The sequence below is a fragment of the Clostridium sp. DL-VIII genome, assembly GCF_000230835.1.
Taxonomy (GTDB): Bacteria; Bacillota; Clostridia; order Clostridiales; family Clostridiaceae; genus Clostridium.
The window spans coordinates 1,151,358-1,167,071 of the sequence record NZ_CM001240.1 but is presented as its reverse complement, the minus strand read 5'-3'; the positions used below and the strand labels follow the sequence as shown (position 1 = coordinate 1,167,071).

Annotated in this window: 13 protein-coding genes; all 13 read right to left on the bottom strand. The window is 33.6% G+C overall.

What is annotated here, in order from left to right:
- Window positions 1–38 precede the first annotated feature (38 nt).
- The 13 genes from CDLVIII_RS05380 to CDLVIII_RS05320 all read right to left on the bottom strand — a co-directional run bounded on the left by CDLVIII_RS05380 (window position 39) and on the right by CDLVIII_RS05320 (window position 15,565).
- Window positions 39–878: a methyl-accepting chemotaxis protein gene (locus CDLVIII_RS05380; protein WP_050816236.1), complete on the bottom strand. Its 840-nt coding sequence runs from the start codon at window positions 876–878 to the stop codon at window positions 39–41.
- Window positions 879–1,108: 230 nt separating this feature from the next.
- Window positions 1,109–1,978: a xanthine dehydrogenase family protein subunit M gene (locus CDLVIII_RS05375; protein ID WP_009168412.1), complete on the bottom strand. Its 870-nt coding sequence runs from the start codon at window positions 1,976–1,978 to the stop codon at window positions 1,109–1,111.
- Window positions 1,968–2,528: an HD domain-containing protein gene (locus CDLVIII_RS05370; RefSeq protein WP_009168411.1), complete on the bottom strand. Its 561-nt coding sequence runs from the start codon at window positions 2,526–2,528 to the stop codon at window positions 1,968–1,970. The genes CDLVIII_RS05375 and CDLVIII_RS05370 overlap by 11 nt, the downstream gene beginning before the upstream one ends.
- A gap of 11 nt (window positions 2,529–2,539) precedes the next feature.
- Window positions 2,540–4,804, bottom strand: a complete 2,265-nt coding sequence (locus CDLVIII_RS05365; protein ID WP_009168410.1) for a xanthine dehydrogenase family protein molybdopterin-binding subunit — start codon at window positions 4,802–4,804, stop codon at window positions 2,540–2,542.
- A gap of 2 nt (window positions 4,805–4,806) precedes the next feature.
- Window positions 4,807–5,280 carry a (2Fe-2S)-binding protein gene (locus CDLVIII_RS05360; protein WP_009168409.1) on the bottom strand — a complete coding sequence of 158 codons (474 nt, stop codon included), beginning with the start codon at window positions 5,278–5,280 and terminating at the stop codon, window positions 4,807–4,809.
- A 137-nt stretch (window positions 5,281–5,417) separates the two neighbouring features.
- The gene (locus CDLVIII_RS05355; RefSeq protein WP_009168408.1) at window positions 5,418–6,866 is read right to left on the bottom strand and encodes a DASS family sodium-coupled anion symporter; all 1,449 of its coding nucleotides are present in this window, start codon (window positions 6,864–6,866) and stop codon (window positions 5,418–5,420) included.
- Between the two features lie 8 nt (window positions 6,867–6,874).
- Window positions 6,875–8,287: a glycoside hydrolase family 1 protein gene (locus CDLVIII_RS05350; RefSeq protein WP_009168407.1), complete on the bottom strand. Its 1,413-nt coding sequence runs from the start codon at window positions 8,285–8,287 to the stop codon at window positions 6,875–6,877.
- 120 nt (window positions 8,288–8,407) lie between these two features.
- Window positions 8,408–10,276: a beta-glucoside-specific PTS transporter subunit IIABC gene (locus tag CDLVIII_RS05345; RefSeq protein WP_009168406.1), complete on the bottom strand. Its 1,869-nt coding sequence runs from the start codon at window positions 10,274–10,276 to the stop codon at window positions 8,408–8,410.
- Between the two features lie 83 nt (window positions 10,277–10,359).
- Window positions 10,360–11,739 carry an MFS transporter gene (locus CDLVIII_RS05340; protein ID WP_009168405.1) on the bottom strand — a complete coding sequence of 460 codons (1,380 nt, stop codon included), beginning with the start codon at window positions 11,737–11,739 and terminating at the stop codon, window positions 10,360–10,362.
- A gap of 145 nt (window positions 11,740–11,884) precedes the next feature.
- Complete coding sequence (locus CDLVIII_RS32455) at window positions 11,885–12,877, bottom strand: molybdopterin cofactor-binding domain-containing protein (protein WP_009168404.1); 993 nt, start codon at window positions 12,875–12,877, stop codon at window positions 11,885–11,887.
- On the bottom strand, window positions 12,874–14,148 hold the full coding sequence (locus CDLVIII_RS32450) for a molybdopterin cofactor-binding domain-containing protein (protein ID WP_009168403.1): 1,275 nt from the start codon (window positions 14,146–14,148) through the stop codon (window positions 12,874–12,876). The genes CDLVIII_RS32455 and CDLVIII_RS32450 overlap by 4 nt, the downstream gene beginning before the upstream one ends.
- A gap of 63 nt (window positions 14,149–14,211) precedes the next feature.
- Window positions 14,212–14,676, bottom strand: a complete 465-nt coding sequence (locus CDLVIII_RS31080) for a (2Fe-2S)-binding protein (RefSeq protein WP_009168402.1) — start codon at window positions 14,674–14,676, stop codon at window positions 14,212–14,214.
- A 16-nt stretch (window positions 14,677–14,692) separates the two neighbouring features.
- Window positions 14,693–15,565: an FAD binding domain-containing protein gene (locus tag CDLVIII_RS05320; protein ID WP_009168401.1), complete on the bottom strand. Its 873-nt coding sequence runs from the start codon at window positions 15,563–15,565 to the stop codon at window positions 14,693–14,695.
- Window positions 15,566–15,714: the final 149 nt, after the last annotated feature.

Below are 15,714 nucleotides of genomic sequence, written 5' to 3'. Positions count from 1 at the left end.
AAAACAATATCATAGAATTTATTAAAACAATTTATTATTTATATAACTTCAGAAATTTTTTCTAATTCTAATGCTGTAGATGCAAGCTGCTGCATTGATGCAGATATTTCTTCTGTAATAGCTGCTTGGGCATCTCCTAATTGAGCTGTGTTTAATAAAGTTTTAGTAATACTTGAGACATTATTTTCAATTGATTTAAGTATTTCTGCTATATCTTTTACTGATTTTGCACTATTGTCTGCCATTTTCCTTATTTCCTTAGCTACTACTGTAAATCCGCGTCCTTGCTCACCTGCACGTGCAGCTTCAATTGCTGCATTTAGACCAAGAAGATTGGAACTTGTAGCAATTTCATTAACAAAGCGCAATATTTCAGATGTTTTTTCAACTTCAACCATCATATTTTCTCCATAATTTTTCAGAGATTCTAAGTCTTCTGCAAGTTTAATAGCTGTAGATGCCGCTTCTTCTGTTGTAGCATTTATTTCTTCTGATGTATCAGCAATTATTTGAGCCGATTCATACAATTTTTCTTGAGTATCAATGCTTAGCCCTATACTAAAAGCTCCTATTATAGATCCATTTTCTCCTTTTATAGGCATAGCGCATGTCTTTATAGGAATTCCATAAACCTCTTTCGGTAAATTTAATGCTATCTTTTCACCCATCTGTTGACATTTATACAATCCAGACTTCTTGTTAATCGGTGCTCCTAAAGATAATTTTGTATCAACCTCTTTACCTGGACGATAATATAAAATCTTTTCCTTATCAGTTATTACAAATGCACTATCTATATGTAAAAGTTTTTGAAAAATAGGAATAGCCTTAATCAAACAACTAATGATTTCATTTTCATTATTATTTAATTCTTCCACAAACATCCTCTCCTCTAAATATTATTTAAATTCTAACACATTAATATATCTATATAATTTGCAATAATAACGTCACATTATGATTAATTATATAAATACATATACTAATTATGAACTGTAACCTTTTTAATGCAACTTGTATGCATTAAAAATAATTACAGCATTTACATAAAGGCTCAATAAATTATTGATAAAAAAATTTCTACGCTATACGGAAAATACCACCCAACTTAAATAATATTTATGAATTTCTGAGTTCGAATATTTTCTAATGTTCTTTGTGTTAATATTGATGCCATTTTTTTACGATATTCAGCTTCTGAACGTACATCATCAATAGGCTTTATATTATCCGCAGCAACCTGTGCTGCTTCAATTATTATCTTATCAGTAAATTTTTTCCCTACTAATATGCTTTCAATTTCAGTTATCCTAATAGGTGTAGGAGCCACAGAACCCATTGCAATTCTTGCTTGAGTTATTATTTTGTCTGCATCCACTGAAATAAAAGAAGCTATATTTATAATCGAGATAGCCAGTGCTTTTCGCTTGCCAAGTTTTTCAAAAGCACTTCCTTGGCCTGGCTGCTGCATACTGAATGAAAAACTTAGTATGAATTCACCTGATTTAAGTACAGTTCTCCCAGGACCCATAAAAAATTCATTAAGTGGGATTGTTCTAACACCTTGAGGTCCATTGACATTAACAACGGCATGATAGGCAAGTAAAGCTGGAATAGTATCACCTGCAGGTGAAGCATTGCCACAATTGCCTCCAACAGTACCTCTATTACGAATTTGTGGCGAACCTACAGATGCTGATGCTGCTGCAAGTGCAGGTGCCAACTCAATAATATCAGCTGAACTGGAAATCTGTGAATGCGTAACTGCCGCACCAATAGTTATTGTATTATTATGTACCGTAATCTGTTTCAATTCATTTAAATCACTTATATCAACAAAAGTGCCAGATTCGATACGTCCTAATTTCATTTTTACCAACAAATCAGTGCCTCCAGCTAGCAAATGGTAGTCCGGATATTGTTGCATAGTACTAACAACCTCTTGAATTGTTTGTGGTTTTATATATTTATAACTCATATAATCTCCCTCTCATTGTATATTTTTTGATTATTTTCCACATTATTAATTCTTTCAAAGGAACATATTCTATATCTACTAATTCCAAAACTTTCTCACGTATTGCAAATGCTGTAGAAAACCTTCCGCGAATTCTAGATAAATCTCCATATGTTTGAATGCTTTCTTCTAAACGCTTTTCCAAAGTAACAAATTTGGAACCCTTGCATATTTTATCTGCTAAATATAAAATCGCTGATTCATTCAATGGATCATATTCATGGAAAACAAGATCCATATGAGTAGCTATCATTGGTGCCAAAGAAGAATAGCCTAACCTTGTAACAAGTTCCGCTGCCCTTGCTGCATGATTAGGCTGAAATTTTTCAACATCGTGAAGCAGCCCTCCAGCTGTCAAAGCTTGTATGTCAAGTGTTAAACCTTGACTTGATATAATACATTTTGCAATACTAACTGCAACATAAGCAACTGCTATACTATGTTCAACAACAGTGCTTGGGAGCTTTTTTTCTGTATAAATATCTAAAATTTCTGGTAATGTAGGTAGCATATAAACCCCCCTTATTTACCTTGTTTTCGTGCTTCTTCTATGGCTTTTAATACCTTTTCCGGAGTAATCGGCAATGAATGAATTCTAACGCCAATTGCGTCATATATAGCATTTGCTATAACAGCTGCCGGCAGAACTAATGGAGGTTCTCCTAATCCTTTTGCTCCAAACGGTCCTGTATTTGCCTTTTCTTCTACGATAATCGAATCGATAGGTGGGATATCTACAGCTGTAGGAATAACATATGTAGCAAAAGAAGGATTTTGTATCTTACCATTGGATTTTTTTACTTCTTCAAACAAACCATAGCCAAGGCCCATTATTGTACCACCTTCAATTTGTCCTACAACTTGCAACGGGTTTACTGCCTGCCCAACGTCATGAGCTGCCACAATTCGCAACACATCAATTTGACCAGTTTGAGTATCAACCTCAACCTCTGCAACCTGACTTGCAAATGAATATACTTCATAAGGTTCACCTTGACCTGTTTCTTCATCTAACGCTGTAGTAGTTGGATTATATCCTCCATGTCCAATAGTCATAATTCCTTTCCCCCTGCATCTAGACACCAATTGTGGCACAGTAATATCCGTAGATTCACCGTTTATAAATACAGCTTTATTTTTTAATGTAACAACTTGCGGCGAAACATTATGCCAGATTGCCACTTCATTAACAAATATGTTTTTAACTGCTTTAGCTGCCTCTAAAACTGCATTTCCAGAAATATATGTCTGTCTGCTTGCTGAAGATGCACCTCCATCAGGTGTAACTCCAGTATCAGCTGAAATAACTTTGATATCATAAAAATCAATTCCTAGTTCTTCAGCTGCAATTTGTGCTAAAATAGTATTTGAGCCTTGCCCCATATCAGCAGCACCAACCATCAAATTTGCACTTCCATCTTCCATTACATCTAAAAATGCACCAGCTGGATTTGGCTGTCCGGTATTCCCAATACCAAAGTATAAGCACCCCATTCCAATACCTCTTTTTTTATATGGAGCTAAAACTTTCTTGCATCTATTTTCCATTAATTTATCATATGCCGGAACTAGTGTACCACTTATATCACCTTCAATATTCATTACTTGCCCCGTTGATGTCATACTACCTTTTTTTAGAGTGTTTCGCAAACGAACTTCTAAAGATGAAATTCCTGCTTTTTCTGCAATCATATCCATTTGCTGCTCATAAGCAAATGCTATTTGTGGTACACCAAATCCTCTCATAGCACCCGCAGTTGGATTGTTTGTGTAAACTGTATATGCATAAATTTTAACGTTAGGTACATCATAAGGACCAGCAGCATGGACTGCTAGACGAGTTATAGGTGCGGGGCCATATGATGAATATGCACCAGTGTCAGCCACTACATTCACATCAATAGCTGAAAGCTTTCCTGTCTTATCAGCTGCTGTTTTATACTTAATAATGCACGGATGCCTCTTAGAAGAAGTAATAATCGATTCTTCTCTAGAATAAACAATCTTTACAGGACGTCGAGTTTTTAATGCTAAAAGAGCTAAATAAATTTGTACTGAAACATCGAGTTTACCACCAAAACCTCCACCTGTAGGAGCTTGAATCATCCTAATTCGACTTTGAGGCATAGCTAAATTACGAGCAATTTCACGACAATCAAAATGTGTGTTTTGAGTTGATGCTTTTATAACAATAACATCATTGTCCATATAAGCAATTCCAGCTTCCGGTTCAAGATACGCATGTTCCTGCATTTGGGTATGGTATTCATTTTCAACAACAATATCAGCATTCTTAAATGCTTCATCAATATTTCCTCGTATTATTTTTCTCAGCGCCAAAATATTATTGTCTCCATGAACCTTAGGTGCATCTTCTTTCATAGCCTCTACAGGATCAAATACTCCTGGAATTTCTTCAATCTCGACTTCAATAAGTTTAATTGCTTGGTTTGCTATTTCTTCACTTTCAGCAGCAACAACAGCCAGGCCATCACCTATTTTTCGAATTTTATCACTTACAAGTACAGGTTCATCCTTAAAAATAATGCCATGTCCATTTAGTCCTGGTACATCCTTTGAAGTTAGCACTGCATGAACTCCTGGTAACGCAGCAGCCTTGCTAATGTCTATTTTTTTAACAAATCCGTGTGCAATCTTACTACGCAATACCTTTCCATACAGCATACCATACATTTTTATATCTGCACTAAAACGAGTTTTACCTAGTACTTTATCTAAAGCATCTTTACGAATAATAGTTTTTCCTACTACAGATAACTCTTCCATGTTTATTCCTCCTTATTTACAACATTTTCGATAGCATTAGCAATCTTCTCATATCCTGTGCAGCGACATAAATTTCCTGATATTGATTCCATGATTTCCTGTCGATTAGGTTTAGGATTATTATCAAGCAGTACTTTGGCTGACAATAACATTCCAGGCGTACAAAAACCGCATTGTACAGCACCTTCATTTATAAAAGACTGTTGAAGTTCATGAAGCTTGTCATAAGTGCCTAATCCTTCTATAGTCATCACATCTTTTCCATCAAGCTGTGGTGCCATCACTAAGCATGAGTTAGCTGTTTTTCCATCAATAATAATCGTGCAGGCTCCGCAGTCTCCTTCACCACATCCAATTTTAGTACCTATAAGGTCAAGGTCTTCTCTTATAACATCAACTGCACGGCGATTTGCCGCAACTTCTAAAGAAACTTTTTTTTGATTAAGTGTAAATTGAATTTGAACTTTTTCTGTCATATTATTATCCCCTTCTTAAATATTATTTTTATTCTAAATTACTTAAATGCTCTAATTTCTTTATGTTCACTTATTCTAATTACTTGCAATCTTTAAGCCAACGATATAATCCTCTATAATAGTTACCGTACTGTATATCAAATCATTCCAATCAATGGCCAATATATCAACACGCATATTGCATATACTGCACACGCTAATATTGATAAAATTGTCCCAAATTTTGGAAAAACATCAGAACCTATCTCACCTGTGTCATAGCATAATATATTCGGAGTTGTATTAAAAAACATTATTATTGGATATCCCCCTAGCATCATAGCAGACGGTATAATTGTCAAAATCGGATTTATATTTGCTACGCTGGCAATACCTATAAGTATTGGAAAAAATACATTTGCCATTGTAGCTGTCCCTACAAATACCACATGCATAAATTGCACCACAATAATCAAAATAATAATCATAGTAGCCGCTGAATAATTTCCTAAATGGAGAGAATTAAAAATCCCTTCTGCCATCCATTTAGCTGTACCACTACTACTCATTGCAGCTCCCAAACTTATTCCGCCACTAGTAATAAAAACCACACTCAAAGAAATACTATTTTTACAATCATCCCAGGAAAGAAAACCTATCTTAGGAATACATAAAGCACAAGCACCTAGCAGACAAGCTGTTGTACTATCAACTCCAACTTTATCTCCAAAAGCCCATAGTATTATAGTTATACCTAGTACTATAATAGCTTTTACTTCATTTATATTTAACTTTCCAAGTTCATTCATCTTCCCCTGTATAAATGATTTTCCACCCTTTAATTCTTTTACTTCAGGTTTAAACATTATTTGAATAATCCCCCATGCTACAAAAGTCATTATTAGTGCTGGAGGAAATCCCCAAGTAAACCACTCTCCAAAGGTAACGGTTCGTCCACTAGCATCAGAAATATACTGAACAGCCATAGGATTGCTTATAGTTGATGTTAAAATACCCGAACTAATAGTTGAATTGGTGCAACATAATGTCAACAAAATATTAGCTCCAAATTTTGTTTTTTCCCTACTTTCACCTCTAAATTTATTAATAATATTAATACATATTGGAAGTAACATAGCTGTACGTGCAGTAGATGATGGAACCATAAATGCAAGAACAATATTTACCATTAAAATTCCCAAGGTTATATTTCTTGCTGATGTACCTATCTTTAGCATTATTAAATATGTAATCCTATCTGCCAATTTAGATTTTAACATTGCTGCTGCCAAAATGAATGATCCCACTATTAAATAAGTAGATGTAGATGAAAATCCCGACAATGCATCTTTTATTGAAACAATATTAAATATTGCTAATACAGGTACAACTGCTAAACTTACAATTGATGCTGGAATTGCTTCTGACAAGTACAATACAAAGGCTGCTGAAAATACTGCTAAACATCGTTGTCCCTCTACTGATAATCCTTTGGGACATGGTAATAGTAAAAATATAATTAACACAACAATTGAAATAGGTATCCCCCATTTCAACTTAAATTTCTCAAATTTCCCCAATGTTTTTTCTTGTTTTATCTGCTTCATAGTAACCCCTACTCTAGTTTTCCATTACTTTCTATTACATTCTTATACCAATAAAAACTCTTCTTTTTTATTCTTCTTAGATCTTTTAAATCAAATTCATCTCTATCTACATAAATAAATCCGTACCTCTTTTCATAACCTTGATGAGTACTTACAACATCAATAGCAGACCATGGGCAGTATCCTATAACATTAACACCATCAGAAATAGCTAATTGCAGCTGCTTAAGATGTTTTTTAATATACTCAATTCTATAATCATCATTAATTACATCATTATCTTCTAATACATCCGGACCTCCAATACCATTTTCTGTAATTAAAATTGGTAAAGAGTATCTTTCATAAACTTTTCTAAGTGTCATTCTAAGCCCTACTGGATCTATAACCCAGCCATATTTTGTTTTATCAACATACGGATTTTCAGCTGCACGATATACTCCTTGTTCTCCTAGCATGATTTGTTGATCTCCTGCTCTCGCTGATATATCAGAAGCATCATTTTTACTTTCTGCAATAGTAGCAGTTGAATAATAATTAATAGCAATAAAATCAGGATGTGCATTCCTTAAAATATCCATATCGCCTTCTAAAATTGTTGGTTCTAAGCCTCTATCTTCCAAATAACTATAGGCTAAGCTATTATATCGTCCACACACCGCTGCATCCAAGAAATTCCAACAGCGTATAGATTCCCAGTTGTGTGCTGCAATTGCATCCTCTGGTTTGCATGTTTCCTGATACATGGCAGTAGTATTTATTGCTGGTCCTATTTTACTTTTGGGACATATTTCATGACATAATTCCATCGTCTTTGCTTGTGCTAAAAGAATATTATGATTTTGTTCATATAATTCTTTTTTAGTAGGCAAAGAAGAACCTTTTGGTGTTCCTATTGCACCTGGATGAAGAATCATTGTATTTTGTTCATTAATAGTTAACCAATATTTTACTTTTGATCCGAAAGCTCTAAATAAAACTTTTGAATATTCCACAAAAGCATCAATAGTATTTCTATTTCCCCATCCCCCTCTCTCTTCTAAGGAATATGGCAAATCAAAATGAAATATTGTTACAATTGGCTCAATATTATATTTCAATAATTCATCAATTAGATCATTATAAAATTTAATCCCCTTTTCGTTTATTGCACCAATTCCCTGTGGAATAATTCTTGTCCAAGCAATGGAAAATCTATAGGCTTTTAACCCCATTTCTGCAAATAATTTTACATCCTCCTTATATCTATGATAATGATCACTTGCTACTTTAAAATCTGATGTACTTTCCGGGTGGTCACACATATCAATTACGGACAAGCCTTTTCCATCTTCATTCCAAGCACCTTCTACTTGGTATGCAGACGTAGATGCTCCCCACAAAAAATCTTTTGGAAAATTTTTTAATTTTTTATAAATCATTTATTAATGCCTCCAAATTATTCAATTTATTTAATAGTTAAAATTTTATTATAAGAATATAAAGATTGAGCTTAAATAATATTTAAGCTCATCTCCTAAAAAATTAAATATATATTTCTTTTATTTAACAGTTATAACTTTCTCTCCAAACTTTACATTCTTTGAATCTTCACTTATTATCTCTGTATACATATCAGGATTAACAACTAGTACTGGAGTTATTGTATCATAACCAGCTTTTTTAATTTCTTCTATATCAAAGTCAATTAATTTGTCTCCAACACTTATTCTTTCTCCACTATTAACATATGTTGTATAATATTTTCCTTTTAGATTTACTGTATCAATTCCTATATGTATTAGAATTTCAACTCCTTCATCTGATTGAAGTGCAATTGCATGCTTAGATTCTAAAACTGTTGCTACTGTTCCATTTATCGGTGATACCACTGAACCCTTATCAGGTATTATTGCAACACCCTTCCCTAATAATTCTCCTGAAAAAGCAGCATCATTTACTTCACTTAATGGAACCAATTTTCCCTCTAAAGGACTAAACAGATTTACATCTTTGCTAATATTTACACCATTATTACCATCATGAGTTAAAATCACTTCTTTTTCTTCATCTACTGGGTCATCAAAACCTAAAATCCAAGTTACTATAAATGTTACTACAAAAGCAATCACACATGTAATCAAAGCATTTACAATATTCATTGGATTTTTACCAATAAATGCTGGAAGTGCTGCAAGGCCTGGTGAAACAAATGCATAACGTACAAGTCCTGAAAGTCCTGCGTAAATTCCAGCACATCCTCCACCTATCATAGAAGCAATTAATGGTCTCTTTAACTTTAATGTTACACCATACAAAGATGGTTCTGTGATTCCTAAAAGTGCTGTAACACCTGCTGATCCTGCAAGCTGCTTAAGATTTTTATTTTTTGATTTAACTGCTACACATAAAGTTGCAGCACCTTGAGCAATATTAGAAGCTAACATTCCAGGTCCGTTTATCATTTCTGATCCTTTATTAGTTAACTGCATTGTTGCAATTGGAGTCATTGCCCAAGCAGTACCAGTTACTACTAATGCTGGCTGAAATGCTCCCATTAACATCGGAATTAACCAGCTGGCTTTTCCATTAATAATTTCTGCAGTAGCTGCAACTATATCATTGAGGTATACTCCAATAGGTCCTATTACAAGTAATGCAAGCGGAGCAGTAACTAGCAATATAATTAGCGGTTTTGTAAAAAATTTTATGATTGATGGTGATACTTTTTCTGCAAATCTCTCTATATAAGACATTGCCCATACTGTAAATAATATTGGAAGAACTGACGATGAGTAATCTGCTAACCTCATTGGAATTCCAAAGAAATATACTGGTTTTCCAGCCGTAACTAAAGCACTTAAACTTGGATGTAACAGTACTCCTGCAAGTGTCATTGCTAATATTGGACTGCATTTAAATTTAATAGCTGCTCCATATGCAAGCAATACAGGCATAAAAAAGAAGGCTGCATCTGCTATCATGTTGATAAGATAATACGTCTGACTATCACTAGATACTATTCCTGCCAAATTTAAAATTGCAAGAACAGCTTTTACCATACCAGCACCAGTAAGTGCTGGTATAACTGGTGTAAATGTTGTTGAAATTATACTTATAAATTCCGCCAATATACCATTTTTTCCCTTAGAAGCATTGTTAGCTTTTTTATTAGAGCTTTCTAAATTTCCTGTCTTACTGATAATTTCTTTATAAGCTTGTTGTACTTCATTTCCAATTATAACTTGAAATTGTCCCCCCTTGTTAACAACTCCAATAACCCCTTCCAATTTTTCAAGCTTTTCTTTCTGAACTTTTGACATATCATAAAATTCAAATCTAAGTCTTGTTGCACAATGAGTAAGAGTTTTTATATTTTCCGTACCTCCTACAAGTTCTATTATCTGATTTCCTACTTTTTTATAATCCATATGATAATCCCTCCAGAATTTTATACATTTAATTAAATTTTAGCATCATTATATATTTTCCTTATGAAGAATTAATTATAAAATTAATCTTCTAATATTACTCCTTTAGTTTCAGTCCCAAGAACCCATACAAACACTGCACCTAAAACAAAAGATACTGCTACTATTGCAAATACCCCTGTTATACCAACAGATGTCAAACCATATCCAATAACAATTGGCGCAAGCATTGATCCTACACGTGAAACTGCAGATGCTGCACCAACTCCAGTAGCACGCACACTGGTTGGATATAACTCTGGTGAATATGTATAAATAACTGCAAAAATACCTGAAACAAAGTATGATGTTAAAGCACCTAAAATCACTACTATTGTTGAACTAACACCACTTCCAAAAGCCAATCCATATGCTATAGTAGCTAGTGCCGATAATAATAAATTAGTACCAAGTACTGTCTTACGTCCTATTTTATCCATAAGATAAGCACAAATAAATTGATTAGGAACAAATGCTATCTGCATAATTAAAACATAGAAAAAAGATTGAACCATACTATGACCAGCTTTTACAAAAATAGATGGCATCCAAGAAAACAATCCATAATATCCAAAGAACACAAAAAACCATACTCCCCAAAGCATAACACTTGCTTTACAGTATTTATTAGAAAATAATAATCCAATACCGCTTTTTTTATTGATAACTTCTCTTTTATTATCAGAAATTTGTTCTATTTTTACTTCCGGAATTGATAAGCCTTGAGTAATTAGTGTTTCTTCTATATTATTTACAATTTCTTCGGCTTCTTTTATTCTACCTTTTGATATTAACCATCTTGGAGATTCCGGTAAATGTCTACGAATTACAAAAACAAAGAAAGCCGGCATAGCACCTATAACAAAGGTCCATCTCCATCCTACTGTTGGAATAACAAAATAAGCTATTACTGCTGACGCAAGCCATCCTACTGCCCAAAACGTATCAAGTAATCCCTGAACTTTTCCTCGCCTTGAAGCTGGAATAAATTCACCTAAAATAGCTGTAACAATAGGTGTTTCACTACCAAGACCTACTCCTACAAAAAATCTAGCAATTAAAAGAAATGTGTAATTCGGTGCAATAGCGCAAATTAGTGAACATATCGAATAAAGAAGCATAGTAACCTTAAATACAGATTTACGCCCAAATCGATCTGCTAAAGCACCTGAAATGCTTGCTCCAAAGAGCATTCCAAATAAACCAACACTTAAAAATATACTTACCTGTCCAGTTGTTAAATTCCAAGACTTTGTAAGTGCTGCAACAATAAATGTAACTATACCTACGTCAAAGGCATCAAATGCCCAGGCAGCACCATTAATATTTAATAATTTGTAATGAAATTTTCCTACCGGAAAATTTTCCATACGTGAAATAAGCTTTTTTGAAGATAATGTATCATTGCGTTGTAATTCTTCCATTAATAAAATCCCCCTTAATTATGTATTAAAATTTTGTTCATACTTATTGCTTTATTATTCAAAACCTCCCCTTTAGTAAATTTATTATTTTACTCCTTTCTGGATTTTTAATTGATAATTATATCTGAATTTTTTCAAATATCCATTACTGAGTTTGATTCTGCTGCTTTAATTCCTTGATTACATCTGTTGGCGTAATTGGCAGTTCATAAAAATGAATTCCTATAGCATCTTCAACAGCATTTACAATAGCCGGTATAATTGGGATCAACGCTGGCTCTCCAACTCCTTTTGCCCCAAATGGTCCTGCTGAGGCATTGCTTTCAACAATTATAGGATAAACTTCCGGTGTATCTAATGCTGTTGTAATTAAATATTTTGAGAATTGCGGGTTTAATATTGTTCCATTCTCTACAATTATCTTTTCCAATAAAGCAAATCCCTGCCCCATAGCGCAGCCACCTTCAATTTGTCCTTCTATCATTTTTTCATTAACTGCCTGCCCTACGTCATGGGCAGAAACAACTTTTAATACTTCTATTTTACCTGTATCCGTATCTACTTCTAACTCAACAACTGTTGCTGCATATGAATACACTTCAAAAGGTATTCCACCCATAGTTTCATCATCTAAATAAGTTGTATTTGGATTGTAGGAGCCTGCTCCTAGTGCCAGTTTACCTAACTTTTTCATTTCTGACATTAATTCATCATAAGACATTTTTACAGTTTCATCTTCTTTAAAATATATTTCTCTATCTTTAAAAATTAAATCTTCTATATGAACTTTTAAGAAATCAGCTGCAACTTCTCCTAAAGTTTTCTTTGCCATTTTGCAGGAATTTCTCGTTGCATTCCCTGATATGAAGGTTTGTCTACTTGCAGATGTTGCCCCACCTTCTGGAGTAACACCTGTGTCTGCGCTAATCACATGAATATCATCATAACGTAAGCCCAATTCTTCTGCTGCAATCTGTGCCATAACCGTTGTAGAACCTTGTCCAATGTCTGCACAGCCTACAAGTAAATTGGCAGTTGCATCAGGCAATACTTCAATAAATGCACCGGATGGATTAGGAAGACCTGTATTGCCAATGCCATACCACATACATCCAATTCCTTTTCCTCTCTTCTTCACTTTTCCATCACCTCACATTTCATTACTTCATTTGCTTTTTCTACAGCCTTATTAATGCATTCTACTAATCCCACACTATCTTTTAATATTTGTCCTGTTGCAGTTTCGCTTCCAACTTTTTGTGCATTTAGTAATCTTAATTTAATGGAATCTATATTTAATTTTTTAGCTAGGGCTTCTATCTGCCCTTCATGTAAAACTGCTACCTGAGGCACTCCAAAACCTCTAAATGCTCCTCCCATTGGATTGTTAGTATATGCAAAAGTTGTCTCTACCCTTACATTGGGTATCATATATGGTCCAGTACAATGAACCATAGCTCTTGTAACAACAGCAGGTCCATAAGAAGCATATGCACCAGTATCTGCTGTCATTATTACATGGTGGGCTAATATTTTTCCATCTTTAGTCGCTCCTGTTCGTGCTGTCATCGTCATTGCATGCCTTTTTGAAGAAACACAAGTTGACTCTTTTCTGCTTCTTACCATTTTTACTGGTCTTTCTGTGTAATATGCAAGCAATGCTAAATGGCATTGTACTGAAATATCCAATTTCCCACCAAATCCACCACCAGTAGTAGCTTGTATACTTCTCACTCTATTATTAGGGAAATTTAAGGTTGAAGCTATTTCGCCTCTGTCAAAATGAGGATTTTGCGTAGAACTATAAACTGTTATTATTCCATTTTCATATTTAGCGACTCCTGCTTCTGGTTCTATAAACATATGTGAAAGTCTGGAAGTTTTATAAGTGTTTTCTACTATAACATCACATTGTTCAAATCCTTTATCAATATCACCGTGAACTAAAGTTTTCTTATTTAAGATATTGCTTGTTCCATGTATTTTAGGTGAATCTTCTTCCATTGCACGTTCAAAAGAAAAAATAGGTTCTATTTCCTCATATTCAATTTCTACTAATCCAGCTGCTTTTCTTGCTATTTCCTTTGTTTTAGCAGCCACTAAAGCTATTGCATCCCCAATCCTTCTAACCTTATCATCCACTAAAACAGGCTCATCCTTTAAGATAATTCCTATTCTATTTTTCCCCGGAATGTCTTTATAAGTTAAAATTTTTATTACACCATCTAACTTTAAAGCCTTACTTGTATCAATTTTCTTTATATAAGCTGAAGCAACAGTACTTCTTACAACTTCACCATATAACATATTCTCAAATTCCATATCACCCGCAAATTTGGTTTTTCCCAGCACCTTATGAAGAGAATCCTTTTTCACAACACTTTTTCCTATTACTACAAAATCATCCATAAACTAAATTAAATTTTTTATAGCTAACTTTAATGGTTAAAATATAAAAAATTTTCCCCTTTCCTAATCTTCTATGGCAAGTTCTACTGCTTTAATTATTTTTGCATATCCTGTGCACCTGCAAAGATTACCTGACATTGCTCGTCTAATTTCTTCTTTTGTTGGATGAGGATTTCTCATAAGCAATGCTTTTGCAGACAATATCATGCCCGGAGTGCAATAACCACATTGTACTGCACCTGCCTCTATAAAAGTTTCCTGCAGTTTATCTAATTCACCATTTTTACTTAGACCTTCTAATGTAATAATTCTGTCACCATCTATTTGACCTGCTAGCATAGTACACGAAGTAACTGCATTTCCATTCCATATTATGGTACATGCACCACATTCGCCTTCTCCACAGCCTTCTTTCACACTTGTAAGTTTAAAATCTTCTCTTAATAAATCTACAACTCTCTTATTTGGATTTACCTTTATATGTACATTTTCACCATTTAAATTTAATGAAATTTCTATTTTTTCCATATTGCCTAGTCCCTTCTTATGCAATTTTAAAGTATTCTAAAACTTCATCAAAAACTGTCTTAAATACACCTTTTACACTTTCTTTTTTATAATCAACTTCTAGGGGTCTGCTTTTAATGCTTTCATAAACTGCTTCTGAAAGTAAATCAAAGCAGCTATATAAAGTTTCTTTTGAGATTTCTTTTCCTACTAAAAATTCTTCCACATTGAAGAATTCTAATGGATAACGCGCTAGTGCTCCTCCCATAACAGATGCTTTTGTGCAAATGTTATTATTACCTCTTTCTATGACCATAGCACCACCAATATCTACAATAGCAAGTGCATTTCTCTTTCCAAGTTTACAAAAGGAAGTAGCCATATTTTCAGTTGGTTTATCAAAAAAAATTTCTGTCAATAATTCATTTTTTTTAATCTGGCAATTTCCTTTTCCTTCATAAAACTCTCTAAGGCTCATTACCCTTTGTCCATATGAATTTTTTAATACTACTTTAGCATTTAATGCTAAAAAGGCTGTAATTGAATCTCCTGCTACAGATGCATTAACAATATTGCCGCCAACAGTTCCTAAATTTCTTATTTGAGGTGAACCAACTTCTGAAACTGCTTTATATAGCACTTTTATATTTTCTTTAATTAAAGAATTTTTTTCTAATTCTGAAAAAGTACAAAGAGCACCTACTCTTACAACATTTTTATCTATCTGAACGTACTTCAATTCCTTTAATTTATTTATGTTTATTACCTGTTCAGCATTAACTCTGTCATCGTTAATTGCTATTACAATATCAGTACCGCCTGCTACAATATAAGTATTTTCATTGGCTTCATTCAAAAATTCTAACGCCTCTTTTACAGTTCTTGGTGATTTATATGTAAATTCTTTCATAACACGCCCCCTATTTTAAAATAATGAATTTTATATTATATTTTCTTGCAGTTTTATAAAAAAAGGTGCTTTAACAAAAACATATTTTTTTGTTAAAGCACCATTGCTTTTTCATATCATAAATGTTTTAATAGGACTTGTCAATATAG